Here is a 25,801-nt window from a genome sequence, read left to right on the forward strand (position 1 = left end):
GGGCATACCGGACAGCGGGTCGGACGGCCGGTCAGCGCAGCACCGGATAGTTGGCGCGGATGAGGCCGTGCGGGTCGCGGGAGCGCTTGACGTCGCGCAGCCGGGCCAGCACGTCACCGGGGAACGCGGCCGCGGCCCGCTCACCGGGGCTCAGCGAGGTGTAGGGCTTGCGTCCGCTGGTCCGCGGGACCAGCGTGCCGGTGATCCCGTCCTGGCGGGCCCGTACGGCGCCGGCGGCCTCGGGCGAGGGCGTGAGGCCGAACATGGCCAGCAGGTACGGCTCGGCCAGGTGCCCGCAGGCGCCGCCGTCCTCGGCCGGACGGGACAGGGCGCCGCCGAGGTGGCGGATCTGCACGCTCAGCAGCGGTTCGATCGGCGCGGCCAGCAACGTCGCCGCGACCGCGTCGTCCAGGTCGGTCAGCAGCTCCCCGGTTCCGCCCGGCCCCCGCCGCGAGGGCCTCCCCATGACGACGATCCTGGAGGCGATGCCAGGGGGCCGGCGATCGTCGGCTTCAACGGCTCGCACGGTCCCGAGGAGATGGTCACCGACAAGGCCGACGGGCTGCTGGTCAAGCCGCGCACCAACGCCGGCCTCGCCGCCGCCCTCATCCGCGTCACCGGCCGGCCGGGGGCGCTCTGGCGACCGCCACCTACGACGTGGAGTCCGTCGGCGCCAGGTTGGACGCCCTCCTGGAGGAGTTGCCGACCCGCCACGACGGCACCTACGTCAAGCCGGCGCCCGCGGTGCCGGACTCCGGCGGGGATGGGATCGCCTCGCGCCAGGGCGACAGATCGAGGCCCGGATACCGAAGCGCCATGGCAGCGAGCGTGTCGGGTGTCCAGAAGGCGTGACCGGGCGGCGGGAACCCGAAGAGCTCGAGCTGGCGTCGCGAGGCCCGCTCGACGAACCGGTACCAGGCGGGCTCGTGGCTGCGATCGGCCCAGGCTTGACGCTGACCCCACTCGGCACCGGCCGGCCGGTAGTTCACATGCATGCTGTAACGGGCGCCTCGCGCGGCGGTCAGTGCCGTGCCCCGGTGGAAGGTGCCGAGCTGGAAGGCGACGACGGTCCCCGCCGGCCCGGCGGCCGACACCTCTGCTTCGTAGAGCTCCGGGCTGCCGCCGGTGCGGACGAACCCGTTCTCGCTGCCGGCGGCGTCGTCGCGCGGATACCAGTTGGGTCTGGCCGGCAGATCGGCGGTGTGGGTGCGGGAGACGAGATGGGGCGGCCCGAGCTCGTCGGGGACGTCTGCCAGGTAGACGAACATCTCCAGCTGCCGGCAGCCGGGGGTGTCGCTGGGCACCAGGATGGTGTGGTTGAGATAATCCCGGTGCATGACCTGGTCGTAGTCGGCGGCACCGGTGTATTTCGCCCAGGCCTCGGCAGAGTAGATCCGAATGTCCTGATCTTCCAGCAAGGCTTCGGCCAGCCGCGACAGACGCGGGTGCACCGCCAGAAGGCTCAGCTCGACGCCGGCGAAGGGAAAGGCGTCGATCCCGGCGAACTCGTCGCCCAGGAAGCGCTCACGACGTGCGTCGCCGCCGCCGTGGAATCCTTCGGCGGAGGGAAAGAGCAGTCCCAGCTCGCCCGCGGCCGGCGCCAGCTCGTCGGCGGGGATGAATCCTGGAAGGACGACGAACCCGTGCGTGCGCCAGGCGCGTGCCGCGTCGTTGAGATCCACTGACACACCATGCACCGCCGTGGCCGTCTCGTGCAGCCCGTTTTCCCCGGAGCAGGTGGGCGGCCGCCCCTGCCGGGCTCAACCGGACGGCGTGACCGAGGACCACACACCGAACCACTGCTCGGTGCCGTACTCCTCGAACCGCTCCACCTCGGTGAACCCCAGCTTCGCCGCGAGGCGCATCGAGCGGTCGTTGGCGGTCTGGGTGCTGAGTACCACCGGCTCGCCGGGAAGCGCGCCGGTGACCCAGTCGAGTGCCGCCGCGCACGCCTCGGCGGCGTACCCGCGGCCCCACGCCTCCGGCAAGAACATGTAGCCGAGCTCGGCCTCACCGCCATCCGGGCGGACGTGACCCGGACGCTCGGCGTCGCGCCGGTCGATCTCTATGATGCCGATCATCGCCCCGTCGAGGTCGACCGCGAAAAGGCCGGGGCGCCGCCTGGGCACGGCGGGCAACGCACGTTCGAGCTCATCACGCGGCCGAGGGCCACCGATGTAGGTGCCCACCTCGGACGAGGTGAACAGTTCGATGAGCGCCGCACGGTCCCGGGCCTCGGGCTCACGGAGCACGAGCCGTTCAGTTCTCATCGGGGCAGGTGGCCAGGCGACGGGACCGAGTTCAGCCATGGCGGGCAACCTACCGCACACCCGTGAGGGCGATCCGAAAGAGAAGGCCTGGCCGGAGTGGGTGACCCGCGTCCTCAACGGAGATCAGGACACCTGACACCGACGGCCTGGATGTGACGTCGGCGCAGATAGGTGCGGTTGGCGCGAGAAGAGTAGACCTTGCCGGCGGCCACCGCGCCCGGGCGGGTGCGCGGACGACCGACGGATCAGGTGGTATGAAGTGGACCAAGGCGCGGGAGTTCGCCTGCGCGAGGAAGAACGAACGCCTCTGCGATCAACGCAAGTCAGGCTGTCGCGAGCGTCGATGTCGGCTGACGATCTGCCGTGTCCAGCGCATGTACCAGTCCAGGAACGGCACCGGTTCGCTCCAACCCCCGTGCAGACGGCCCGACGGTTCGACATCCCTTCAGGGGGCCGACGGCCACCAGTCCATGTCCTTCACCCATCCCATCTCGGTGAGCCAGACGGTGCCGGCGTACTCACCGTTCATGGCGAGCATGCTGATCCACGAGCATCCATGGCTGCACAGGAACATGGTTCCGGGCGAGGGCTTGTCCATCGACAGGGTGGGGTCTGCTCCGTCGCCTGCGAGGCGCCGCAGTTGCCGCACATCATCCCGGGTCACCGGGAAGGGCTCCCACGGGTAGGCGGCGACCTCGGGTTCCTCCCGGAAGTACCCACGCTCCCGTTGGGTCTCTTCCACGATCCGATGCAGGTCGAGCAGGCGACCGGGAGAGACTCCCCGGCCGAATCGCAGCAGGAACGACCGGAACTCGTCAGGAAGCGGCGCGCCGATCACTTCCTCAAGGGCCACAACCTCGGATTCCGGCAGAGGAACAGCCGTTGAGAGATCAGCGAGCCGGGAGAGTTCAGCGGCCATCTCATCCAGGCCGATGTCCGATCGCATGACTTCTCCCTGCCGAAGGTCTCAACGCGCACAGGCTAACGGCGGCGAAGAGCAGGTGGCTGCGCTCGGTTTCGGGCGGCGTGCCTCGGCATCCCGCCACGGGCGGGGTGGTGCGATACTCGCCGAATGCCGCTCTACATTCCTCGAGAGGACGTCAGCTACCTCGGTGGCGCCGTACCGATGCTGGTTCTCGTCTCGACCGGCCCGATCGAGCGGCTTCCCGTTCTCCGGCTCGACGCGGGCAGGCCGTTGCCGTGTGAGGGCTGGCAGCTCCTCGCCGGTCTGACCGCCTCGGTGGTCGACGGTCCCGGTGATTCCGGGATCTTCGTCGAAGGCATCGTCGGTCCCGAGGAGGCCGAGGAGCGCTTCGCATGGCTGGAGGCCGTGGACCGTGCCGGTGGTGCGGTCGTGCTGGTCGTCGACTCGCGCAGTGCGGTGGACGACTGGGCTGTCATGGCCGAAGGCGAGAAGGCCCTGGGCGGCTTCGTGCCCGCGGTTCAGCGGGACGGGTGACCGCCGGGAGGCAGAACCAGCAGCCGTCTCGGGACAGCCGAGGTCTGGTCGATCGTGCTAACGCTGTTGCTGACAACATCTCTGGACGTGAGTGGACGTCCACAGAAGACGATCAAGTGTGAGATGGCTCTGAGCAGGGCTTGCTGACACCTGTGGACGCCGGTGGACGATCTCGAACTGGCTACGGATCAGAAGATCACTTCGTTCAGTCCGCCGATGGCCCGAGAGAGCCATGTCTTGAAGCCTGTGTCGATCAAGTCGTTAGGGTCACTGCCGAGCCCCTCTCACCGCCAAAAGGAGTCTCTCGTGGCTGCCCCCACGTCCCGGCTGCTGCTGACGATGGACGATGTCGTCGGCGCGCAATACGGAACCTTCAGTCTCATGAACGAGGACGGCGCTGGAAGCATCCCGGACGACGCCCCGCCACAGGATCCGAACGCCTATGGCGATTGGGTGGAGTATCAACCACACTTTCGGCTTTGCATAAGGTCGTCGTTCGACTCGCACACCCTGGCCGTGCGGTTTGAGCTGTGGGAGGGTCCACCGCCAGAGCCGCGCTTCGAGGTCGGAGCCGTTCAAACCAAAACGTGGACAGGGCCGTTCCATGCAAGCCGGGGGCGGGTGTACGCGACGGAGATCGTGGATCCGGGAGAGGACCATCGTGTCTTCGACCTCGGTGCGACGGGCGTTGAGTGGCGGGTCCGCGTCATCCTGCGCAAGCTCGTCGACCACGATCCCGAAGATGACGTCGACCTCGACGGCTGGGACCCGTTGGCCGACGACGACGGGGACGACAACGCCGGCGACGGGCCCGGCAGCCTGGAAGAAGTGGTGTTCCAGTTCTGGACGCCGGCTGCACCGAATTTATAAGACCCCATGCCGGTCACTCGTCATGAGTTCGCCCGAGTGGCCAACCGATGCGGAGCATATGCGAAACGATCAAGAGTAGGGGGATCATCCCGCAACGGCCTGATCCGCACCGAGCCCGGCATGGGCAGCTTCGTGACCACACCCGAGGAGCGCCGGGAGGCCGCGCCCACCGACGAGCCCGAGTAGGTGAGCCTCACGGCGTCCTCGCCCTGATCCGAGCCGGCGTCAGCAGTGGACTGACGGCCGTGGTGTCGCCGGCCGAACTCGCCGCGCGTGCGACACAACCGGGATCATGGGCCCTCCTGTGGTGAATCACAGCCTCAACTCATGTTGTACCCGGAGAACATCGCGATCGGCCTGGAGCAGCCCGAGGTGAACGCCCTGGTGACCGGCAAGTTCGTGCTGGAGGTGACCGAGGACGCTCGACTCCGCAGCGGATCTCACCGACCGTCAGGCCGCTGAGGTGGAGCGTGGGTCCGTGGCCCCCGCCTGTCCAGTCCTTGGCGTGCGGTCTCCCTTTCCGCTTGCGCACTGCGGAGACCACAGCGGAAATGACGGTGGGGAACGTAGCCTTCCGGCTGCCATGACGAAAGAAAACTCATGCCGACGAGCCTGACCTTCCGGCTGTTCGGTCCGCTGGAGGTCGCCGGCGAGGCCGGTGACCCGCTCGACCTCGGCACCAGGAAGCAGCGTGCCCTGGTGGCGATCTGGAACCGGCGGTGGCGAGCGGGTTGCTGGCCGAACCGCCTGGCGGCCCCGACTACCGCTTCTCCCACGCCCTGGTGCGCGACGCGCTGCTGTCCGGGCTCGGCCGCCTGCCGCGGGCCCGGCTGCACCTGCTTGCGGGCGAGTGCCTGGAGACCAGGCCGGGCACCGAGCCCGCCACGCTGGCCCACCACTTCGCCGCGGCCGTCAGGGTCGGCGGCGCGGCCAAGGCGGTGGAACACGCCTCCCGCGCGGCCGGCCGGGCCCGGGAGCACGCCCGCGAGGCGGCCGAGACGCACCGGCGGCTCGGCCTCGCCTACCTGGAGGAGCGGAGCCTGCGGCTGCTGGCCCGCCTGAGCTGATCCGGCCTGCCGGCTCCCGGCCGCTCTGGCCTGTTCCCTCAGCCGCTCCGGCCTGCTGGCTCCCGGCCGTTCCCTCAGCCGCTCCGGCCTGTGCCGGACCGCCTTGGTCTCCGGGCCGTCCGGTGGGTCACCAGCGCTGGTGGACCTGCGGACGGATCAGCTCGTCGTAGATCTCCCGCACGCCCGCGAGGGTGGCCTCGGGCAGCGGGTCCACGGCGGCGGCGGCCGCGTTGGCGCGGGCCTGCCCGGGGTTGCGGGCACCGGGGATGACCACGGAGACGCCGGGCTGGTCGATGATCCAGCGCAGCGCGAACTGCGCCATGGTGGTCTGCGGCGGCACCAGCGGGGCCAGGCGGCGGACCGCCTCCAGGCCGGTGGCGAAGTCGACCCCGGAGAAGGTCTCGCCGACGTCGAAGGACTCGCCGTGCCGGTTGTAGGTACGGTGGTCTTCGGCACCGAAGACGGTGGACTCGTCGTACTTGCCGGACAGCAGGCCGCTGGCCAGCGGGACGCGGGCGATGATGCCGACCCCTGCCTCGGCCGCCGCCGGGAGCACCCTCTCCAGCGGCTTGAGCCGGAAGGCGTTGAGGATGATCTGCACGGTGGCCACGCCCGGCCGGGCGATCGCGGTCAGCGCCTCGTCGCAGGTCTCCACGCTCACCCCGTAGGCGGCCACGCGACCCTCCTGGACGAGGGTGTCGAGGTCGTCGAAGACCCTGTCGGTCGCGTAGACCGGGGTGGGCGGGCAGTGCAGCTGCACCAGGTCGAGGGTGTCGACGCCGAGATTGGCCCGGGAGCGGTCGGTCCACGCCCGGAAGTTGTCCAGGGTGTAGGCCGACGGCTCCTGTGCGACGCGGCGGCCCATCTTGGTGGCCACGGTGAGCCCCGGCCTGGCCTTGATCAGCTGCGAGACGATCTGCTCGCTGCGCCCGTCGCCGTACACGTCGGCGGTGTCGACGAAGGTGACCCCGGCGTCCACGGCGGCGTCGAGGGTGGCCAGGGCCTCGTCCTCGCCGACCTCACCCCAGTCGGCCCCCAGCTGCCACGCGCCGAGCCCGACGACACCGATCCGCCTGCCTGTTCTTCCCAATTCGCGCTGTTCCACATCAGCGATCGTAGCCCGCGCGACGCATCGGGAATCACCGGCACCCGGGCGTGGCAGGCAGGCGGGACGCGCGGCGCGGGCCCCGGACCTACCTCGGCACGCTCGGCATCACGTGGGCGTCGGGGCCGGGGAAGACGAGGCTTTCGTGCTCGTCGCCCTCCCAGCGGACCACGTAGGGCGGGCTCCCGTCCTCGTGGCGTAGCTCGATGATGAATCCGATCTTGCGGGGAGCGCCGTCGTGGGCGCTCTCCACGATCAACTTGTCGCCTACGGTTGCCTTCACTGTGGCCTCCTGGATCAGCTGGATCAGCAGGGTGCCGGCTCTCCGGCCGTCCTCCCCTTCCATGCCATCACTCCGTGGCGCATTCGTCCAGGTCAGGAGCATGACAAGGTCGGCCGGACCGCCCCGTAGGCTTCAGACTTTACTTATATAAGCCGATCCTGAGACAGTGAGGTCATGCACGCGCTCGACGTTCTCGGCGATCCGGTCCGGCGCCGGATCCTGGAGCTGCTCGCCGACGGCGAGCTGGCGGCCGGTGAGATCAGCGCCGTGGTGCAGGAGGAGTTCGGGATCTCACAGCCCGGCGTCTCCCAGCACCTGCGCGTGCTGCGCGACAACGGGTTCGCGACGGTACGCGCCCAGGGGACCCGGCGGCTGTACGCCGTCGATCCGGCCCCGCTGCGGGAGGTGGACCGGTGGCTCGACCGCTACCGGCACTTCTGGAACCAGCACCTCGACGCCCTGGGCACCGAGATCGCGAGGGGAAGGCGGGAACGTCGCCTCAGGGAGGCGGAGAACCCGCCGGCTCCGGACGTGGCCGGGCACGGCCCCTGACCCCCGTCCAACGCCCCCTCGCCTCCGGCCCCCGTCCGTCTCCCCCTTCGCGCCCATGACCACGTCGGACTCCCCCGCCGAGAGCCCTCTCCCCAGGAAGGGGGATCCGGATCTCCCCGCTCAGGAGGGGTCCGCCCACAGCCTGCGTACCGTGGCGAAGACCCGCTGGTTGTGGGAGATCTCGACGACGTTGCCGTCGGGGTCCTTCAGGGCGCAAATGTAGCCGACCGGGTCGGGCATGTCGCGGGGCTCCCAGTGCAGGCGGCCCAGCTCGCGCGCCCGCTCGGCGATCTCCTCGACGTCGGCGCGCTCGGGCACCTCGATGCCGAGGTGCGCGAACGGCGTCAGCAGCCCCAGCCGCCCGCCCCTGTCCTTGTCGAACGAGACGAGCACCAGGACCATCGGGGTCTCGGCCTGTCCCTCGTTGGAGAGCCAGGCGCTCTCCCCGTCGGCGTCCTGGAAGCGCTCGACGACCACCAGTGGCGTCAGCGAGGTGTAGAACGCGATCGCCTCGTCGAGATCGCCCGTGGGCAGGGCGACATGCGTCCACCGCGCCCGGGTCAGATCACTCATGAGGATCCTCCGCTTCCTTGGGGCCGATCCGGGCGATGTGCGCCGACCCGGCCGGCCGCCGGTGTCCGGGACCCTCAGGTGGGGCCCCGTTCGAAGGGCCGTCCCAGCGCTTCCGGCTCGCGGCGCCGGTTCGTGAAGAGCAGCATCGCGAGCAGCGCGACCAGGTACGGCGCCGCTATCAGCAGTTGTGAGTTCAGCGTCAGGCCCAGCGCGGGCAGCGCCAGGCGCATGGCGTCGGCCAGGCCGAAGAGCGCGCAGCCGAGCAGGGTGCGTCCCAGCCGCCAGCCGCCGAAAATCACCGCCGCGATGACGATGTACCCACGACCGGCCGTCATGTTCTGGTTGAACGAGCCGACCTCGCCGACCGCGAGGTACGCGCCGCCCAGCCCGGCCAGCGCGCCGCACCACAGCAGTGCCTGGCGGCGGCGCGCGTTGACCCGGATGCCGGTGGCGTCGGCGGCCCTCGGACGCTCGCCGACCGCCCGCAGCTCCAGGCCCCACCTGCTGCGCTCGACCAGCCACCAGGTCAGCGGGACGATGACGACCAGCAGGTAGACCGGCCAGCGCTCGACGAACAGCGGGGCGCCGATCAGCGGGATGTCGCGCAGCCAGGGGACGCTGACCTGCGACACCTGGTGGGAGCCGAAGTCACTGATCGTGATCAGGTAGCCGGTCAGCCCGAGGACGAGGGCGTTGAGCACCAGGCCGGCCACGAAGGTGTTGATCTCCAGGCGGTGGGAGAGGTTGCCGTGGACGAGACCGACCAGGAGCCCGATCAGCACGCCCGCGACCAGCCCGGCGGTGGCGCTGCCGGTGGCGTCGGCCGTGGCGACCGAGCCGAACGCGGCGCCCAGCATCATCGCCTCGACGGAGATGTTCATGGTCCCGGCCCGCTCGGCGAGATACTCCCCGCACGCCGCGAAGGCCAGTGGCACGGTGAGCCGTACCCCGCTGGACAGGATGGTGGAGACGTCGTCCGCGGCGATCATCGGCCGGCCCCCTCCGCGACGGGCGCGGGGCGGTGCCCGGCGCGCGCGGCGCGGACGCCGCTCCCGCGGCGCCGGAGCACGGCGATGACGGCGGGCGGGGCGACGAAGGCCAGCACCAGCAGGGCCTTGACCACGTCCACGACGAACGGGGGCACCCCGGTCGCGGCGAGGAAGCCGCCGCCGGAGCGCAGCACGCCGAACAGCAGGGCGACGGGTATCGCCGGCAACGGCCGGTTGCGGGCGATCAGGGCGACCAGCAGGCCGTCCCAGCCGATGCTCATCGCCATGCCGGGCTGCAGCCGGTGGACTCCCACCGGGCTGGTCAGCAGCACGGCCCCGGCCAGCCCGGCGAAGGCACCGGAGACGGCCAGCGCCGCGCCGCCCAGCGCGCCGGCGCGCACCCCTGCGTGCCTGGCGGCGAGCGGGTTGAGGCCGAGCATGGTGAGCCGGAACCCCCACCGGGTGCGGGCGATCACCGTCGCGACGATCGCGGCCGCGGCCACCGCGATCGGCAGGCCCCCGTTGACCTGCAGGTCCGGGTACTCCCCGATCGAGCCGAGCAGGGCGCTGTCCGGCAGCGGGTTGGACTGCGGCGCGACGACGGCGTCGCCGACCCGCGACTCCCGCAGCAGCCACGGCGTGTTCACCGCGAACGCGACGAGCTGCTGGGCGACGAAGGTCATCAACAGCGTGCTGACCACGACGTCGACGCCGCGCAGCCGGTACATCAGCGAGCTGAGAGCGGCCCACGCGCCACCGGCCAGCGCGGCGGCCGCCAGCACGGCCACCAGCAGCGCCGGGCCGGTGACCGCCAGGCGCAGGCCCACCCAGGCGGCGAGGAGGGCGCCGACGAGCAGCTGACCCTCCTGGCCGATGTTGAACACGCCGGACCTGGCGCTGACGCACGCGCCCGCGGCGACGAGCAGCAGCGGCGCCGCGTACAGCAGGGTGGAGGTCCAGGCCGCAGGGTCGGCCACGCTGCCCTGGAGGAGGGCCCGCACCGACGCGAGGGGGGAGCCGCCGGTCACGGCGACCAGCAGCGACGACAGGGCGAGCGCCGCGGCCACGCCCGCGACGGTCGCCAGGGCGGTCCACCGGCCCGGCGCGCCGGGACCGGGGACGAGGAGGGCGAGCAGGCGGCGGCCGGACGGGTCCGGGCCGGGATTTCGGCTGGGGCTTCGCGGGGTTCCGTTCACGCGGCCACCCCGCCCACCAGCATTCCGAGCCGCTCGGCCGTGGCCTCCCCCGCGGGCAGGACGCCGGTGATCCTTCCCGAGGAGATCACCGCGATCCTGGAGGCCAGCGTCATGACCTCCTCCAGCTCGGTGGAGATCAGCAGCACGGCCGCCCCTCCCGCCGCGACGTCGCGCAGCCGCCGGTACACGTCCTCGGTGGCGCCCACGTCCAGCCCGTGCGAGGGCCGTGCCGCGACCAGGACGGCCGGGCGGGCCGAGAGCTCACGGGCGAGCACGACCCGCTGCCGGTTGCCTCCCGACAGGTCGCGCACCGGGGTGTCCGTCGACGGGGTGACGATGCCGAACTCGGCCACCAGGCGGCGGGCCACGGCGCGCACCTTTCCCCGGTCGAGGAACACCCGGCCGCTCACGGCGTCCAGCGACTTCATGACCAGGTTCTCGGCGACGCTCATGTCCAGCACCAGCCCGGAGCCGTGCCGGTCCTCCGGCACGACGCCGAGCCCGGCGGCGTGCAGCGCCCCCGGGCGGTGCGGATCGACCGGCCGCCCGGAGATCTCGACCGACCCGGAGTCCGGTACGACGAGCCCGGACAGCAGGTCGCCCAGGGCCGACTGGCCGTTGCCCTCGACCCCGTACAGGCCGACGATCTCACCGGGGGCGACGTCCAGGCTGAGATCGGACAGGACGGGCACGCCGTCGAGGGTGAGGGTCAGGTCACGCAGCCGCAGCGCGGGCGCGGGCGCCGGGACCCCCGCCCTCCTCTCGTCCGCCTCACCGGTTCGGCGCTCCTCGGTCGCCGTCTCGTTCGCCGTGGTCTTCCCGGCCGCGGACCCGCGCGCCCCGAGGGGGCCGGCCGGCAGCAGGCCGAGGGCGGCGGCCTCGGTGCCCAGGGAGACCTCCCTGCCGACCATCCGCCGGGCCAGCTCCCGCGGGTCCGTCTCCGCGGTGGCGCTCCGGAAGACGACCCTCCCCCCGCGCAGCACGGTCACCCGGTCGGTGGCCGTGGTGATCTCGTCCAGCTTGTGGCTGATCAGGATGACCGCGCGGTTCTCCGAGCGGACCGCGCGGCGCAGCACGCCGAACAGCTCCGCCGACTCCGCCCGGGTCAGCACGGACGTCGGCTCGTCGAGGATGAGCACCGCCGGGTCCCGGCGCAGGCACTTGATCAGCTCGACCCGCTGCCGCTCGCCCGCGGAGAGCCGCGCCACCCTGGCCAGCGGGTCCACCGGCAGGCCGTAGCGCCGGGAGATCTCCCGTACCTGGTCGCGGGCCACGGCCTTGTCGATCTTCCCGGTGTCGCCCAGGATGACGTTCTCCCAGACCGTCAGCGGGTCGACCAGGCTGAAGTGCTGGTGCACCATGCCGATGCCGAGCGCCGCGGCCTCCCTCGGACCGCCGATCTCGACGGGCTCGTCATGGCGCAGGACGGTTCCGGCGTCCCGCCGGACGAGTCCCGTCAGGATCTTCATGAGCGTCGACTTGCCGGCCCCGTTCTCGCCGAGCAGGCCGTGGATCTCGCCCTGGTGGACGGTGAGGTCCACGGCGTCGCAGGCGACGACCGGGCCGTAGCTCTTGCTGACTCCCCGCAGCCGGAGGGCGGGCACCGGCGGCGGGGTGAGGTCCCTCGCCCCTTCGTCTTCCGTCACGTCAGGAACCGAGCCTCTTCACTTCCGCCTTGGGGTCGATCCTCCCGCTGCCGACGTCGGCGATGAACGTCTTCAGCCTCTCCTCCTGCTCGGGGGTGGGCTCGCAGATCCTCACGGTGGGGAACGGGTCGACGCCGAGCCTCCAGACCTTCTCCACGCCCATCCGCAGCTTCGCCTCGGCGAAGTCCTCCAGCGCGGCCCCGAAGTAGTCTCCGGGGCTGAAGAGCACCGAGATGTCGAACGTGGGCGCGGTGGAGGCGCACCGGTCGGTGCCCGGGGTGAGGGTGAGCACGCCGTTGGCGTCGGCCAGCTCCGCCGACGCGTCGGTGGCACCGCCCAGGTAGGGGTAGACGACCTTGACGCCCTGGCTGATCTGGGCCTGGGTGGCCTCCTTGGCCTTGGCCGAGTCGTTGAGGTCGCCGCTGTAGGTGACCGTCAGCGTGGCCTCGGGGACCACCAGCCGGATGCCCGCCCGAAAGGCCCTGGCCGCCGCGGTGGTGAAGTCGACCTCGGGGCCGGTCACGAACCCGGCCTTGGTCACGCCCTTCTCCTTCATCAGCAGGCCCGCCGCGTACCCGGCGGCCAGCAGGCTCTGGTCCGCCTCGTCGGTGGAGAGCATGATCCTCGGGGTCTGCGGGATGTTGTCGGACGAGGGGACGTACCAGGCGGTGCCGGCGCACGCCGGCTCCTCGGAGGCGGGGATCGCGTCCCTGAGGTCCGCGGCGCCCAGGGCCACCATGTCGACCTTCTGCCGGCACAGCGCCCGCGCGGCGTTGAGCGCCTCGCTGGGGTTGACGCCGCCACGCTTGATGATCGTCCAGCCCTTCGAGGTGGCGAACCCCTCCGCCGTGTCGACGAAGCTCTGGTAGTAGCCCTTGTCGTTGATGTCACCGGGGCTCAGCACCCCGATGACGACCTTGCCGTCGCCGTTGACGTCCGGCTGGCCCGCGAGCACGGTGCCGCCGTCCGCCCTGGCTCCGGTGCCGGCCGGGGCGGGGGTCGCGGCCCGGGGTGCCGTGGCGTCGCCGCTCGCGCACCCGGCCAGCGCCACCGAGGCGAGACAGGCGGTCAGCGCGGCCGTGACCCGGCCCGTTCGATGGAATGCGGCCATGACGATCCTCTCGATCTGATGCGCACGCGCCGCCCACGGGGCGCGGGTGGGGAACGAACCCTGGTCGCGGGAATGGGGGTACGGGCTTGCTGCGGGCAGGTCGGGACGCTGCCATGTGGACGCTGCCATTTAACAGCCGCGGCCGTCCGTCGTGTCCACCGCCCGGCGGCGGAGGGAGAACTCCCGGCGGCGGGCCCCGGCCGGAAAACCTCCCGCTCCGGCTCGCCGCCGCCCCGCACGACCCGCGTGGATCCGGCGTACGATGCGGGCATGCCGAACCTCGGGCCCGTTGAGCTGCTGATCATCGCCGCCCTGCTCGCGGTGGTCCTGGCGATCGTCGTCGGTGCCGTCAAGGCGGCCGGGAACGGCGGCCGGGCGGTCTCCGGAGGCCGGGCGCCCGTCGCGCCGCTCACGCCGTCGACGTCCCAGAGGCTGTACGAGACCGTCACCGGCCTGACGCGCCAGGGGCGCAAGATTCAGGCGATCAAGGAGCTGCGCCAGTACACCGGGCTCGGCCTGAAGGAGTCCAAGGCGATCGTCGACGCCGTGGCCGCGGGGCACGACATGTGGAGCCATCCCCTCATGGGCGGTTTCCGCCCCGCCCGTCCCATGGTCCCGCCGGGCGCCGGTGCCGCGGGTGCCGCCGCTGTCACCGGCCCCGACCTGGCCACTCGCGTGCGCGAGCTCAAGGCCGCCGGCCGCGCCGAGCAGGCGATCTACCTGGTGCGCGGCGAGACCGGCATGGGCGAGCACGAGGCCGAGCTGTTCGTCGACGCCCTCTGAGCCCTCCCGGGTGAGCCCTCCCGAGCTCCCTGTCCCCTCCCGAGCCGCCCCCCTCCCAAGCTCCCAGCACCCCTGCGCTCTCCTCGGGACCGTGGAGCGCTCAGTCCGGTCCGGCCGGCCGGTCCTCGGCGTCGGCGAACATGGTCCGGTGCAGCGCCTCGACGTGGCGGCGGGTGATCTCCACCGCCCTCAGCGGGTCGCCCGCGGCCAGGGCGGCGACGAGCTCGGCGTGCCCGCGGTTGGACTCGCGCAGGTGGTCCAGGGGGAAGGGCAGGTAGTAGCGGCAGAGCTCCCGGGCGACCGCGCCGTACTGCTCCACCGCGGACGGCAGGCCGGTGGCCGCGGCCACCTCCATGTGGAAGCGCTCGTCGCAGGGGCGGAACTCGGCCCAGTTGGAGGCGCGGTCCATGCACGCCACCAGCCGTTCCAGCTCCTCCAGCCGCCGCGGGCCCGGGCGCGTCGCGGCCAGGTGCGCGATGCCGCACTCCAGGAGCAGCCGCTGGTCGATCAGCCGGTGGACGTCGGCGGCGGCCGACCGGTAGGCCTCGATCTCGCGTACCCCGCCGGGCGGAGGCCGCTCGGCCACCAGGGTGCCGCCGCCGCGCCCGCGCCGCCGCTCCAGGACGCCCTGGTCGCAGAGTGAGACGAGCGCCCTCCTTACGGTGATCTCCCCGACGCCGAGGGCGCGGGCGATCTCGGCGGCGGGCGGCAGCCGCTCCCCGGGTCTCAGCAGGCCCAGCTCGACGGCCATCGCGATGCGGGCCCGGACCGTGTCGAGCGCGTTGAGCCGCCTGATGCCGACCAGGGCGGGGGCTTTGAGCACGATGTGGGGGCTGCCGGACGACATGCCACCACCGTACTCATCAAAAAATAGATCATAGTGATCGAAATTGCTTTAAATGCTCATAATGAGATATTTTTATTTCTTGTCGGGAAGCAGGCGTGCCATGTCGCGTCTCCTCCCCACAGCACTCGCCCAGGCGGCTTCCCGGCGGGCCGGGAACGGCTTCGTGGTGTTCGACGTCCCGGGGCGGGCCGGCCGGTGAACCTTCCCTTCCGCCGGGGACGGACCGATCCCTCCCGCCGGCCTCCGGCGGGAGGCCGACTCATCGGGAAGAACCTCGCCATGCCATCCAAAGGACCAGTTCTGTGGCGTGCCCTGACACTCGGCGAGGTCGTGCTGTTCGGCCTGGCCTACCTGACGCCGCTGATCGTCCTGGGCATCTTCGGCATCGTGTCCGAGACCACCGGCGGCGCGACCGCCGCCGCGTACACGCTCGCGCTGGTGGCCATGCTGTTCACGGCCTTCAGCTACGGCAAGATGGCCGCGGTCCACCCGATCGCCGGATCCGCCTACACCTACGTGCGGCGGACCATCGACGCGCGGGCGGGTTTCCTGGTGGGCTGGGCGGTGCTGCTCGACTATTTCTTCCTGCCCATGGTCATCTGGCTGATCGGCGGCGCCTACCTGTCGGCGCAGTTCCCCGAGGTCGCCTCGTGGGTGTGGATCGTCCTGTTCATCATCGTGACGACCACGCTCAACGCGATGGGCATCAAGATCGCGGCCCGGGCGAACCTCCTGCTGATGACCGTCCAGATCGCGGTCCTGCTCTTCTTCGTGCTGCTGTCGATCGGCTACGTGGCCGGCTCGTCGGGGCCCGCCGCACTGTTCGACCTGGCGCCGTTCGACAACCGGGCCACCACGGTCCCCGGCGTCGCGGCGGGGGCCGCCATCGCCGCCTACGCCCTCCTCGGCTTCGACGCCGTCACCACCCTCGCGGAGGAGACCGTCGAGCCGGAGAGGACGATCCCCCGGGCGATCCTGCTCACCGCGCTCGTCGGTGGCGTGATCTTCATCGTGGTCGCGTACTTCACGCAGCTCGTGCATCCCGGCGGCCTCTTCGAGGACTCCTCCTCGGCGGCCTTCGAGATCGCCGGACTGATCGGCGGCAGCCTGTTCGGCGCGGTCTTCCTGACCGGCCTGGTCGTCGCCCAGTTCGCCTCCGGCCTCGCCGCGCAGGCCGGCACCTCGCGGCTGCTGTACGCGATGGGCCGCGACGGGGTGCTGCCCCGCAAGGTGTTCGGCTACCTCCACCCCACGTGCCGCACGCCCGTGTTCGGCCTGGTGATCACCGGTGCCGCGGGCCTGATCGCACTGCGGCTGGACATGGCCACCTCCACGTCGTTCATCAACTTCGGCGCCTTCATCACCTTCGCCTTCGTCAACTTCAGCGTCATCGCCCACTACGTCAGGGAACGCCGCGCGGGCCGGGCGCCGGGGGTGGTGCCGTACGTCCTGGTCCCGGCGATCGGGGCGGGGGTCAACCTGTGGTTGCTCAGCCGCCTCGACGCGCACGCCCTCACCCTCGGCCTGATCTGGCTCGGCCTGGGCCTGATCTATCTCACCTGCCTCACCCGCGTGTTCCGGCGGCCGCCGCCCGACCTGGAGTTCGCCGAGGAGGCGCCCGTCATCGCGGGCACCGCCAACGACCCGCGCCTGTTCTGACAGCCCTGCGGCCCCGCGGCGCGGCCCCGGCCCCGGGTCAGCCGGTCGTGCCGAGCACGCCGTTCGGGTCGAGCACGAACTTGGACGCGGCGCCCCGGTCGAAGTCCGCGTACCCCTGGGGCGCCCGCTCCAGCGGGATCGTCACGGCGTTGACCGCCTTGGCGATCTGCACCCTGTCGTTCAGGATCGCCTGCATCAGGTAGCGGTTGTAGCGCATCACGGGGCACTGGCCCGTGCCGAAGGCCAGCGACTTGGCCCAGCCGAGGCCGAGCCTGATGGACAGCGCCCCCCGCTGCGCCGCCTCGTCGCGGGCGCCCGGGTCGCCGGTCACGTACAGGCCGGGGATGCCGAGCGCGCCGCCCGCGCGGGTGACCTCCATGAGCGAGTTGAGCACGGTGGCGGGCTGCTCCCTGGTGGAGTCGCCGCCGTGGCCGCGGGCCTCGAAGCCCACGGCGTCGACGCCGCAGTCGACCTCGGGCTCGCCGAGGATCTGCTCGATCTGGTCCCTCGGCTCGCCCCGCGACACGTCGACGGTCTCGCAGCCGAAGCCGCGGGCCTGCTCCAGGCGCTCCCTGTTCAGGTCGCCGACGATGACCACGGCCGCCCCGAGGAGGAACGCCGAGACGCCCGCGGCGAGCCCGACCGGTCCCGCGCCGGCGATGTAGACGGTCGATCCGGGCCTCACCCCGGCGGTGACGCAGCCGTGGAAGCCGGTCGGGAAGATGTCGGTGAGCATGGCCAGGTCGAGGATCTTCTCCATCGCCTGGTCCCTGTCGGGGAACTTCAGCAGGTTCCAGTCGGCGTAGGGCACCAGGACGTACTGCGCCTGCCCGCCGACCCAGCCGCCCATGTCGACGTAGCCGTACGCCCCGCCCGGCCGCTCGGGGTTGACGTTCTCGCAGATCCCGGTCTTGCCCTCCTTGCAGTTGCGGCAGCGGCCGCAGGCGATGTTGAAGGGTACCGAGACGAGGTCGCCCACCTTCGTGAACTCCACGTCCGAGCCGATCTCGACGACCTCGCCGGTGATCTCGTGGCCCAGGACGAGCCCGAGGGGCGCGGTGGTGCGGCCACGGACCATGTGCTGGTCACTGCCGCAAATGTTGGTCGCGATGGTCTTGACGATCGCACCGTGCGCCACCTTGCGGCCCACGTTGGCCGGGGGCACCCCCGGCCCCTCCTTGAGCTCGAACCCGGGATAGTCGGTCTCCTGGACCTCCACCTTGCCCGGCCCCTGGTACGTGACGACCTTGTTGCTCGGCATGACGTCCTCCTGTCTCCTCGTGGTGCCCTTCCGCGCGACGCCGGCGGAGCGGGCGGTCATCGTTCGCGAGGGGACGTGAGGGAGACTGTGGCCACCGAGTCCGAACAAGGATGATTTCTCACCTTTTTTCACCATATACCTGCTGGTCGCGGCGGTATCGGGGAGCCGCGCCTCTCCGGGACGCCCCCGGCGAACCGGATGATCAGCGTGGCATCGGGGACCGCCGTCCGGCACGGGCCGGGCAGTAGCGGTGGACCTCGTCGGCCCGCTCGGTGAGCCCCCTGCGGTCGAGGTGTTCCAGGAGCGGCACCGCGACCCTGCGGCTGGTGCCGAGGGCCTGCCTGGCCTGGCTGACCGTGAACGGCTGCGGCAACCGGGCGAGCAGCCGTCCCGCCAGGACGTCCGTACCGGGCAGCAGCACGATCCCCTCGGCCACCCGCAGCAGCGCCCCCGCCCGTACGGCCGCCGCCAGCTCGCGGGGCCCCAGCCCCAGCTCGGCCAGCCGGCCCGCCTCCGGCGCCAGGAAGGGGCGCGCGGACAGCTCGGCGCCGAGCCGCTCGACGGCCCGGACGACCGGCGCGGGCAGCGCCGCGTGGCCGGCGGGGCCGCTCACAATCCGCCCGGCGCCGAGGGCGAGCGGCGGGCGGACGAGCGCCTCGACCAGCCGCCGCTCGGGCAGGGCGAGCTCGTGACGGGCCGCCTCCACCGGCATGCCCGGCTCCAGCGGATGCGCCGAGGCGTGGCGCCGCACCACCTCGGGAAGACGCTGAGCCAGCCTCGACCAGTGCGCCGGATCGGCGTGCCAGTCGCCGCACACCGGCCTTCCCGGGGCACACCCCATGGCCGCCAGGTCTCCGGTGCGCAGCAGGAGGTGGGTCCGCAGCAGGGACGCGGCGTCCGGTGGAGCCTCCGCCAGCTCGGCCGCCCGCTCCCGTGCCGCGCCCCGGCGGCGCAGCCCCGGCGGGCGCGGGTCGAGCACGCTCGCCCGCGCGAGGACCCGCACCTCGCCCCGGCCGCGCCCGGGATCGCGCAGCAGCAGCACGTCGCCCGCGTGCAGGGGGAGCCGTCCGGCCAGGCGCAGCCGGGCGATCCGCCCGCCGAGCGGCCGTACGGCGCACACCACCGCCGCGGAGCCGATGTGCGCGGTCAGCCGTCCCGGCAGGTCACCGGCGTCCCAGCCCCCGGCGGGCGGTGGAAGGCCCCGCTCCCGGGATCCCCCCGCCCGGGCACGCCCGCCCTCCCGCCACGGGCCCCCGCCCACGGAGCCGTCCGCCCCGGGGCCACCAGGCCGCCACGGATCCCCGCCCACGGATCCGGCCGGGCTCAGGCGCACGTCGACCAGGTCGGTGTACGTCCACCCGCCCGGGGTGACCAGGGCCAGGCCACGCCCGGCGGCGCCCTGGCCGCGCAGGTTGAGCGCGACCCTGGCCACGCCGGTCACCGAGGTCACCGGCTCCTTCAGGCACTCCATCGCCCGCACCCGCGCGGGCACGCCGTCGAGGTCCAGCTCGTCCCCGGCGCTGACCGTGCCCGCGGGCAGGGTCCCGGTCACCACCGTCCCGCTGCCGCGTACGGTGAACGCCCGGTCGATCCACAGCCGTACCGGCGCCCCGGGATCGGGTACGGGCAGCCCGGCCGCCAGCCGGTCCAGTGCCCGCCGCAGCTCGTCGAGGCCCTGCCCGGTGCGCCCGCTCACCGCCAGCGCCTCGGCCCCGCCCAGGCCGCCCGCCGCCAGGCGGGCCCGTGCCCGCTCGACGGCCGGGGCGGGGTCGGCGAGATCGGCGCGGGTCACCACCAGCAGGCCGTGCCGCACCCCGAGGGCCTCCAGCGCCACCAGGTGCTCCTCCGACTGCGGCATCCACCCCCCGTCGGCCGCCACCACGAACATGACGGCGGGCGCGGGACCGACCCCGGCCAGCATGGTGGCGAGAAAGCGCTCGTGACCGGGTACGTCGACGAAGGCCAGCCGCTCCCCCGACGGCAGCTCCGTCCAGGCGTGGCCGAGCTCGATCGTCAGCCCCCGGCGCCGCTCCTCGGCCAGCCGGTCGGGCTCCATCCCGGTGAGCTCCCGCACCAGGGTGGACTTGCCGTGATCGACGTGGCCCGCCGTGGCCACGACGTGCATCAGCCGCCCGCCCACGCCGCACGCGCCGACCGGCCGTCCCGGCGGTCACACACGCCGGTCACCCACCCCGAGAACGGCTCCCAGCACGTCGCCGTCCCGGCCGGCGGGCACGGCGCGCAGGTCGAGCAGGAGACGGCCGCCCTCCACCCGGCCGACGACCGCGGGCTCCCCGGTCCGCAGCGGCACGGCGAACCTCTCGGGCAGGCTGATCGCGGCGCTCGGCAGCCTCACGCCCGGCGCCCCGCCGCCGCCCACCGCCGCCTCGCTCGGTACGGCCCTCGCGTCGACCCCGGCCCCGGCCAGCCGGTCGGCGAGCGCGGCGGCGCGCTCGCCCAGCAGCGCGGCGTCGGCGTGCAGGGCCTGGTGGACGGGGGTGGCGGGGCCGCGCAGGGTGGCCTCCAGCGCGGCCAGCGCCAGCTTGTCCACCCGGAGCGCGCGGGCCAGCGGGTGTCTCCTGCACCGCTCGACCAGGTCGCGGCGGCCCAGCAGCAGCCCGGCCTGCGGACCGCCGAGCAGCTTGTCGCCGCTGGCGGTGACCAGGTCCGCCCCGGCCTCCAGGGCGCTCGCCGCGTCGGGCTCGCCGGGCAGCAGCGGCTCCCGCGCGAGCAGGCCGGAGCCGATGTCGGCCACGACGGGCACGCCGAGCCCGGCCAGCTCGGCGGCCCCGACCGAACCGGCGAAGCCCTCGATGCGGAAGTTGGACGGGTGCACCTTGAGGACGAACCCCGTCTCCGGCCCCACGGCCGCCCGGTAGTCGGCGTAGGAGGTGCGGTTGGTGGTGCCCACCTCGCGCAGCCGGGCGCCGGTGGAGACGAGCAGGTCGGGGATCCGGAACCCGTCGCCGATCTCCACCAGCTCGCCGCGGCTGATCACGATCTCCCGCCCGGCGGCGAGCACGGTGGCCACGAGCACGAGCGCGGCGGCGTTGTTGTTGACCACGTGCACGTCTCCCGCGGCGGGCACGGCCCGGGCGAGCGCGTCCATCGCGCCCCGTCCCCGGCGGGCGCGGGCTCCGGTGGCCAGGTCGAACTCCACGTCGGTGTGGCCCGCCGCGGCGGCCGTGGCCCGCACCGCCGCGTCCGACAGGGGCGCGCGGCCCAGGTTGGTGTGGACCAGCACCCCGGTCATGTTGATCACCGGCCGCAGGCTCGCCGGGTACGGCGGGAGCTCCGCCACGGCCGCGTCCGCGACCTCCCCGGGATCGAGCCCGCCCTGGCGCGCGCGCCGCTGTGCCCGTACCACGGCGTCCTTGACGATGGCCCGCCCGAGCCGCCCGGCCGCCGCGACCAGCCGCGGGTCGGCGAGGACGGCGTCGGTGCGCGGCACGAGCCTGCGTGGATCCACTCTTCGAACATAAGCGGAGGCGGGCGGGAATCGAACCCGCCAGGCCGGGGACCTGGGCTTCAACGACTTCGAACGCGCCACCGCCACGACGGACACCCCGTCCGCCGAGACGCCGCGCGACGCCGGTCCGGTGCGGTGGTGTCTCGCCGGCCCGATGCTCGCCGACCGCCGCGACCGGTACGGCACGGGCGTCACGTGGGCGAACGGATCCCCGCAGGGGCGACCGGCCGCCGGTGCCCGCCGCCGGAAACCATCACCCGACCCGGTGATGGTTTCCGGTCTCAGCGCCGGCCGGTCCCTGTTTGGCACGTCATCGGTTCCGGGCCACGACCGATCACGTCGGATGCCGGAGCGGTCGTGGCGGCGGCTGATTCACGACCGGGCGGCACGTGCGAAAGGCGAGGCTAGTAGCAGCTCTGCTTCACGTTGATGGTGACGGGGTAGGACTGGGTCTCCGTACCGTCCGAGGCCGTCACCAGCGTGGTGTACACCCCGACCGGGAGCGGCGGGATCGATATATGGACGAAGCCGTTCACTGTCGTCGAGCCGTCGTCGGGGTCGGGGTAGTTGGATCCGGGGGCGATCGGTGTGCCGCCCATGCTGGTCGCACCGGGGGGCAGGTTCTGCAACGCGATCTGGACGGTCGTCGACCAGGTTCCGACGACCGCGGCGATGAAGTACGTGCCGGGGTGGCCGCCGCTCGACGTCACGCAGATCTGCTGTCGGAAGTCGCGCAGTTCCCACGTCGCCGCCGAGGCCGGTGTGGTGCCGGCCAGCGCGAGCGCCAGCCCGGCCGTCGCGCCGAGTGCCAGCCTGGCGGCACGGTGGATCGTTTTCACGGCTGCCTCCTTGGTACTTGTACTCCGGACGCTTACTTACACCGTCAATTATTGACATTTAAAGGATCTATCGCAAGTTTCTGTTTGATTTAGAAACTTTCGTCCTTTGGCAGCGCATCCTCGTCGAAGCGGAAAAGGAACAGTGGCCGTCGGACGCCGGCTGATCGTCGGCTATGGCGCATTCGAGTGTCAGGGCGCCGACACCGTCGGCCACGACAACCGGTGCATCCGGCAGGGGCTCACCGACGGGCTTTCCCCTGTTCAGGTTCCCGATACGCGTCTCGCCTTCGGTATTCGCCGGTTGACGACGACAGACGTACCGTCGTCGCGCTTGCCGGTGACCACCCCAGAGACGTGGTGGGGGCTTCCGTCAAGGGCTTTCCGACGGATTCACCCGCGCACGGGTTCCATGCACGAACGGCTTCCGGCGTTCCGCCCGCGGTGCCGGCGATTTCCCGTACGGCGGAGGCGGACGGGAATCGAACCCGCCAGGCCGAGGATCTCGGCCTCGACGATTTTGAAGACCGCGGGGGCCACCAGGCGCCCATACACCTCCGAGGGGAAACATACTCGCGAGCGGGTACGTGCACCGGAGCGGCATGCCGGACGGCGGCGTGCGGATCCACCAGGGGAGACACGGTATGACAGACACCACCGCGGAGCGGGACCTCACTCTCCCGGAGCGGGGCGCGGTGCGGCTGACCCGGTACGCGCACGGGGGCGGCTGCGCCTGCAAGATCCCGCCCGGCGAGCTGGAGGCCGTCGTCGCGGGGCTGCTGGAGGAGGCGGACGGGCCGCCCCCGCGCTTCAACGGCGAGCTGATCATCGGGTTGGACGACGGCGACGACGCCGCCGTGGTCCGCGTCGAGGGCGGCCGGGCGATCGTGGCCACCGCCGACTTCTTCACCCCCGTGGTGGACGACCCCTACGACTGGGGGCGGATCGCGGCGGCCAACGCCCTGTCGGACGTGTACGCGGTGGGCGGCGAGCCGCTGGTGGCGGTCAACCTGCTCGGCTGGCCCCGGGACGTACTGCCGATGGAGCTGGCCGGACAGGTGCTGCGCGGCGGCCTGGAGGTGGCGCGGGCGGCGGGCTGCCACGTCGCGGGCGGCCACAGCGTCGACGATCCCGAGCCCAAGTACGGGATGGCCGTCACCGGGCTCGCCGATCCCGAACGGCTGCTGCGCATCGACGGCGGCCGGGCGGGCCTGCCGATCTCCCTGACCAAGCCCCTCGGCGTCGGCGTGCTCAACACCCGGCACAAGGCGACCGGCGAGGTCTTCCCGCAGGCGGTGGCCGCGATGACCACGCTGAACCGCGACGCCTCCCGGGCGGCGCTGGCCGCGGGCGCCGGATGCGCCACGGACGTGACCGGGTTCGGCCTGCTCGGCCACCTCTACAAGCTGGCCAGGGCGAGCGGCGTCACGGCGGTGGTCGACGTGGCGGCCGTGCCGTACCTGGCCGGGGCCCGCGAGGCCGTGCGGGACGGCTACGTCAGCGGCGGCACCCGCCGCAACCTGGCGTGGGTGGCGCCGCACCTGGACCCGGGCCGCCTCGGCGAGGAGGACCTGCTGCTGCTCGCCGACGCCCAGACCTCCGGCGGACTGCTCGTGGCGGGCGAGGTCCCCGGCGCACCGGTCGTCGGCGAGCTCGTCCCCCGCGAGGGTCGGGCCCTGCGGCTGCGCTGACCGGCCCGGACCCGGATCGGTCCCGGGCCTGCCCCAGGCGGGCCCGATCCAGACCGGACCGGGCCCGGGGCGGGTGACGCTCGGCCGCTACGCGACGAACCGGTGGCTCGGCTCGCCGCGCAACCGCCCCTCCGGCAGCTTCCGGCCGCACAGGACCAGGATGAGATCCTGCGCGGCCCCGTACACCGGCGTCCCCTCCCCGATGGACCAGTCGACATCATCGGCGCGCAGCTCGATCCCCCGGATGTCGACCCCGAAGAACTTGAGGCTCTTCGCCGCCTCGAAGCCCCCCAGCACGATGCGCAGCCGATCCTCGGGGACGTGCCGGTCCAGGCCCAGGGGCAGGGTGAAGTCCAGGCCGTGGATCACCTCGTGGGTCAGCGCGCCCTCGAATCCGCCGCCCGGCGGCTTCCACGCGAAGTCCGCGTTGTCCCTGAGCAGCGCGGTGAGCTCGCCGGACGACAGGGCGGCCGCGTCGCGCCGGGCGCACCGGTCGGCCATCCTGGCGAAGTTGCCCCGTGACCTGAGCATCTCGATCACTAAGCGTGCGGTCGAGTAGTGGAACGGCATCGTCATGTGGGCCACGACCTCCCGTACCCGCCACCCGGCGCACAGGGTCGGCTCGTCCCACCTGCGCTCCGGCAGGCCGGCGAGCACGTCCGCCAGGTCGCGGCGTTCGGCGGCGATGGCCTTCCTGACCTCGCTCTCCGTGGTCCCCGTCATCGCCGCTCCCCCGGTCGTGTGCCCCCGGCCGCGTCGCACGACGTCGCCGCATCCATTGGTAGGTCCATCGGTGTCCTCTTCTCCAGATTCCCGGGAATTCCAGGAAGGTACTCGCCCTACCGACGAACGAGCCCGGCGCCGACGGACACCCCGGGGCTACGAACCGGTGACCTCGGCGAGCCGGCGGCCGAGGTAGCGGCGTTCGGTGTCGGTCGCCGCCAGCTCCAGCGCCTCGCGGTAGGCGTCCGCGGCCTCCGCGGCACGGCCCAGGCGGCGCAGCAGGTCGGCCCGGGTCGCCGGCAGCAGGTGGTATCCGGCCAGCGCCCCCGACTCCCCCAGCGCCTCCACCAGCTCCAGCCCCGCGGCCGGTCCCGCGGCCATCCCCACCGCCACCGCCCGGTTCAGCTCCACCACCGCGGACGGCGTGAACCGCGCGAGCTGCCCGTACAGCGCGGCGATCTGGGCCCAGTCGGTGCCGGCCGCCTCGGTCGCGGTGGCGTGGCAGGCGGCGATGGCGGCCTGCACCTGGTACGGGCCCGGGCGGCCGCGCCGCAGGGCGCGGCCGAGCAGCTCCTCGCCCTCGGTGATCGCGGCGGTGTCCCACAGGGTGCGGTCCTGCTCCTCCAGGGTGACCAGGTCACCGGCCGCGTCGAGCCGGGTGGCGCCGCGGGCGTCGTGCAGCAGCATCAGCGCCAGCAGCCCCACCGCCTCGGGTTCGTCGGGCATCAGCCCCGTCAGCACACGGGCCAGCCGGATCGCCTCGGCGCTGAGGTCGCGCCGCAGCAGGTCGGTGCCCGCCGTGGCCGAGTACCCCTCGCTGAACAGCAGGTACAGCACGGCCAGCACGGCGGGCACGCGCTCGGGCAGCAGGTGCGCGGGCGGCACCCGGTACGGGATCCCGGCGTGCCGGATCTTCTGCTTGGCCCGGAGCAGGCGCTTGGACATCGTCTGCTCACCGACCAGGAACGCCCTGGCGATCTCCGCGGTGGTCAGCCCGGCCAGGGTGCGCAGGGTGAGCGCGACCCGGGCCTCCAGGGCCAGCGCCGGGTGGCAGCAGGTGAAGATCAGCCGCAGCCGGTCGTCCGGCACGCCGTCGTCCTCCCACACCGGTTCGGGTTCGTACGACATGGCGGCCACCTCTCGCAGTTTGGCGGCGCCGACCGCCTCGCGGCGCAACCTGTCGACGGCCCGGTTGCGCGCGACCGTGGTGAGCCACGCGCCGGGCCTGCGCGGAACCCCGTCCTCGGGCCAGCGCCGCAGGGCCAGCGCGAAGGCGTCCTGCGCGCACTCCTCGGCGAGGTCCCAGTCGCCGGTGACCCGGATCAGGGTCGCCACGACCTGCCCCCACTCGTCCCGGAACGCCTGGGCGACCGCCGCCTCGACCTCCGTCGTCACACCGGCCCCCCTCACA

General features: G+C 72.6%; 26 protein-coding genes, 1 tRNA gene and 1 pseudogene. 8 read left to right on the top strand and 20 right to left on the bottom strand.

The annotated features are described in order from the left end of the window. Positions 1–31 precede the first annotated feature (31 nt). The 5 genes and pseudogenes from ACVCAG_RS39305 to ACVCAG_RS39325 all read right to left on the bottom strand — a co-directional run bounded on the left by ACVCAG_RS39305 (position 32) and on the right by ACVCAG_RS39325 (position 3,216). The gene (locus ACVCAG_RS39305) at positions 32–526 is read right to left on the bottom strand and encodes a hypothetical protein (protein WP_440088019.1); all 495 of its coding nucleotides are present in this window, start codon (positions 524–526) and stop codon (positions 32–34) included. Positions 527–722: 196 nt separating this feature from the next. Next, on the bottom strand, positions 723–1,682 hold the full coding sequence (locus tag ACVCAG_RS39310) for a phytanoyl-CoA dioxygenase family protein (protein ID WP_440088021.1): 960 nt from the start codon (positions 1,680–1,682) through the stop codon (positions 723–725). Between the two features lie 78 nt (positions 1,683–1,760). Then, a complete protein-coding gene (locus tag ACVCAG_RS39315) occupies positions 1,761–2,270 on the bottom strand; it encodes a GNAT family N-acetyltransferase (protein ID WP_440088022.1) in 510 nt (169 codons plus the stop codon). 140 nt (positions 2,271–2,410) lie between these two features. Next, positions 2,411–2,509, bottom strand: a pseudogene (locus tag ACVCAG_RS39320) (IS5/IS1182 family transposase); the annotation flags it as partial. 206 nt (positions 2,510–2,715) lie between these two features. Further along, positions 2,716–3,216 carry an SMI1/KNR4 family protein gene (locus tag ACVCAG_RS39325; protein ID WP_440088024.1) on the bottom strand — a complete coding sequence of 167 codons (501 nt, stop codon included), beginning with the start codon at positions 3,214–3,216 and terminating at the stop codon, positions 2,716–2,718. A 126-nt stretch (positions 3,217–3,342) separates the two neighbouring features. On the opposite strand from ACVCAG_RS39325, the gene ACVCAG_RS39330 reads away from it, so the two are divergent. From ACVCAG_RS39330 to ACVCAG_RS39345, 4 genes are all read left to right on the top strand, one after another. Beyond that, the gene (locus ACVCAG_RS39330) at positions 3,343–3,729 is read left to right on the top strand and encodes a hypothetical protein (RefSeq protein WP_440088026.1); all 387 of its coding nucleotides are present in this window, start codon (positions 3,343–3,345) and stop codon (positions 3,727–3,729) included. Positions 3,730–4,035: 306 nt separating this feature from the next. After that, positions 4,036–4,599, top strand: a complete 564-nt coding sequence (locus ACVCAG_RS39335; protein ID WP_440088028.1) for a hypothetical protein — start codon at positions 4,036–4,038, stop codon at positions 4,597–4,599. Positions 4,600–4,926: 327 nt separating this feature from the next. Further along, complete coding sequence (locus tag ACVCAG_RS39340) at positions 4,927–5,061, top strand: hypothetical protein (protein ID WP_440088030.1); 135 nt, start codon at positions 4,927–4,929, stop codon at positions 5,059–5,061. A gap of 257 nt (positions 5,062–5,318) precedes the next feature. After that, positions 5,319–5,666, top strand: coding sequence for a hypothetical protein (locus tag ACVCAG_RS39345; protein WP_440088031.1), 348 nt, complete (start codon positions 5,319–5,321; stop codon positions 5,664–5,666). 127 nt (positions 5,667–5,793) lie between these two features. Here the strand turns inward: ACVCAG_RS39345 and ACVCAG_RS39350 are convergent, their stop codons facing one another. Then, positions 5,794–6,771, bottom strand: a complete 978-nt coding sequence (locus tag ACVCAG_RS39350; RefSeq protein ID WP_440088033.1) for an aldo/keto reductase — start codon at positions 6,769–6,771, stop codon at positions 5,794–5,796. Between the two features lie 88 nt (positions 6,772–6,859). Next, positions 6,860–7,117, bottom strand: coding sequence for a DUF1918 domain-containing protein (locus ACVCAG_RS39355; RefSeq protein ID WP_440088035.1), 258 nt, complete (start codon positions 7,115–7,117; stop codon positions 6,860–6,862). Between the two features lie 111 nt (positions 7,118–7,228). Between ACVCAG_RS39355 and ACVCAG_RS39360 the strand changes: the two genes are divergently transcribed. Then, the gene (locus ACVCAG_RS39360) at positions 7,229–7,606 is read left to right on the top strand and encodes a metalloregulator ArsR/SmtB family transcription factor (protein ID WP_440088037.1); all 378 of its coding nucleotides are present in this window, start codon (positions 7,229–7,231) and stop codon (positions 7,604–7,606) included. 120 nt (positions 7,607–7,726) lie between these two features. Here ACVCAG_RS39360 and ACVCAG_RS39365 read toward each other — a convergent pair whose 3' ends face one another. From ACVCAG_RS39365 to ACVCAG_RS39385, 5 genes are all read right to left on the bottom strand, one after another. Next, on the bottom strand, positions 7,727–8,179 hold the full coding sequence (locus ACVCAG_RS39365; protein WP_440088039.1) for a VOC family protein: 453 nt from the start codon (positions 8,177–8,179) through the stop codon (positions 7,727–7,729). A 74-nt stretch (positions 8,180–8,253) separates the two neighbouring features. Continuing rightward, on the bottom strand, positions 8,254–9,168 hold the full coding sequence (locus ACVCAG_RS39370; RefSeq protein WP_440088041.1) for an ABC transporter permease subunit: 915 nt from the start codon (positions 9,166–9,168) through the stop codon (positions 8,254–8,256). Beyond that, positions 9,165–10,364: an ABC transporter permease subunit gene (locus ACVCAG_RS39375; RefSeq protein ID WP_440088042.1), complete on the bottom strand. Its 1,200-nt coding sequence runs from the start codon at positions 10,362–10,364 to the stop codon at positions 9,165–9,167. Before ACVCAG_RS39375 ends, ACVCAG_RS39370 begins: the two co-directional genes overlap by 4 nt. Further along, complete coding sequence (locus tag ACVCAG_RS39380; RefSeq protein ID WP_440088044.1) at positions 10,361–12,010, bottom strand: ATP-binding cassette domain-containing protein; 1,650 nt, start codon at positions 12,008–12,010, stop codon at positions 10,361–10,363. Before ACVCAG_RS39380 ends, ACVCAG_RS39375 begins: the two co-directional genes overlap by 4 nt. A gap of 1 nt (position 12,011) precedes the next feature. Further along, the gene (locus tag ACVCAG_RS39385; protein ID WP_440088045.1) at positions 12,012–13,121 is read right to left on the bottom strand and encodes a BMP family ABC transporter substrate-binding protein; all 1,110 of its coding nucleotides are present in this window, start codon (positions 13,119–13,121) and stop codon (positions 12,012–12,014) included. A 270-nt stretch (positions 13,122–13,391) separates the two neighbouring features. On the opposite strand from ACVCAG_RS39385, the gene ACVCAG_RS39390 reads away from it, so the two are divergent. Continuing rightward, positions 13,392–13,904, top strand: a complete 513-nt coding sequence (locus ACVCAG_RS39390; protein WP_440088047.1) for a ribosomal protein L7/L12 — start codon at positions 13,392–13,394, stop codon at positions 13,902–13,904. 100 nt (positions 13,905–14,004) lie between these two features. Here ACVCAG_RS39390 and ACVCAG_RS39395 read toward each other — a convergent pair whose 3' ends face one another. Next, complete coding sequence (locus ACVCAG_RS39395; RefSeq protein WP_440088048.1) at positions 14,005–14,751, bottom strand: FCD domain-containing protein; 747 nt, start codon at positions 14,749–14,751, stop codon at positions 14,005–14,007. A gap of 279 nt (positions 14,752–15,030) precedes the next feature. Between ACVCAG_RS39395 and ACVCAG_RS39400 the strand changes: the two genes are divergently transcribed. After that, a complete protein-coding gene (locus ACVCAG_RS39400; protein WP_440088050.1) occupies positions 15,031–16,410 on the top strand; it encodes an amino acid permease in 1,380 nt (459 codons plus the stop codon). Between the two features lie 37 nt (positions 16,411–16,447). Here ACVCAG_RS39400 and fdhA read toward each other — a convergent pair whose 3' ends face one another. The 5 genes from fdhA to ACVCAG_RS39425 all read right to left on the bottom strand — a co-directional run bounded on the left by fdhA (position 16,448) and on the right by ACVCAG_RS39425 (position 22,535). Further along, a complete protein-coding gene (gene fdhA, locus ACVCAG_RS39405; protein ID WP_440088051.1) occupies positions 16,448–17,671 on the bottom strand; it encodes a formaldehyde dehydrogenase, glutathione-independent in 1,224 nt (407 codons plus the stop codon). Positions 17,672–17,873: 202 nt separating this feature from the next. After that, complete coding sequence (locus tag ACVCAG_RS39410) at positions 17,874–19,796, bottom strand: SelB domain-containing protein (protein ID WP_440088052.1); 1,923 nt, start codon at positions 19,794–19,796, stop codon at positions 17,874–17,876. A gap of 45 nt (positions 19,797–19,841) precedes the next feature. Further along, positions 19,842–21,140, bottom strand: coding sequence for an L-seryl-tRNA(Sec) selenium transferase (gene selA / locus ACVCAG_RS39415; protein WP_440088054.1), 1,299 nt, complete (start codon positions 21,138–21,140; stop codon positions 19,842–19,844). A gap of 404 nt (positions 21,141–21,544) precedes the next feature. Continuing rightward, positions 21,545–21,979, bottom strand: coding sequence for a DUF5980 family protein (locus ACVCAG_RS39420; protein WP_440088056.1), 435 nt, complete (start codon positions 21,977–21,979; stop codon positions 21,545–21,547). A gap of 463 nt (positions 21,980–22,442) precedes the next feature. Next, positions 22,443–22,535: transfer RNA gene (locus tag ACVCAG_RS39425), tRNA-Sec, on the bottom strand. Positions 22,536–22,620: 85 nt separating this feature from the next. On the opposite strand from ACVCAG_RS39425, the gene selD reads away from it, so the two are divergent. After that, entirely contained in the window at positions 22,621–23,667 is a 1,047-nt protein-coding gene (selD, locus tag ACVCAG_RS39430; protein WP_440088057.1) for a selenide, water dikinase SelD, read from the top strand. Positions 23,668–23,754: 87 nt separating this feature from the next. Here the strand turns inward: selD and ACVCAG_RS39435 are convergent, their stop codons facing one another. Together ACVCAG_RS39435 and ACVCAG_RS39440 are read right to left on the bottom strand one after the other, a co-directional pair. Further along, entirely contained in the window at positions 23,755–24,390 is a 636-nt protein-coding gene (locus ACVCAG_RS39435) for a maleylpyruvate isomerase family mycothiol-dependent enzyme (RefSeq protein ID WP_440088059.1), read from the bottom strand. Between the two features lie 156 nt (positions 24,391–24,546). Then, entirely contained in the window at positions 24,547–25,785 is a 1,239-nt protein-coding gene (locus ACVCAG_RS39440; protein WP_440088061.1) for a sigma-70 family RNA polymerase sigma factor, read from the bottom strand. Positions 25,786–25,801 lie beyond the last annotated feature (16 nt).

Source organism: Streptosporangium sp. G12 (assembly GCF_052983175.1).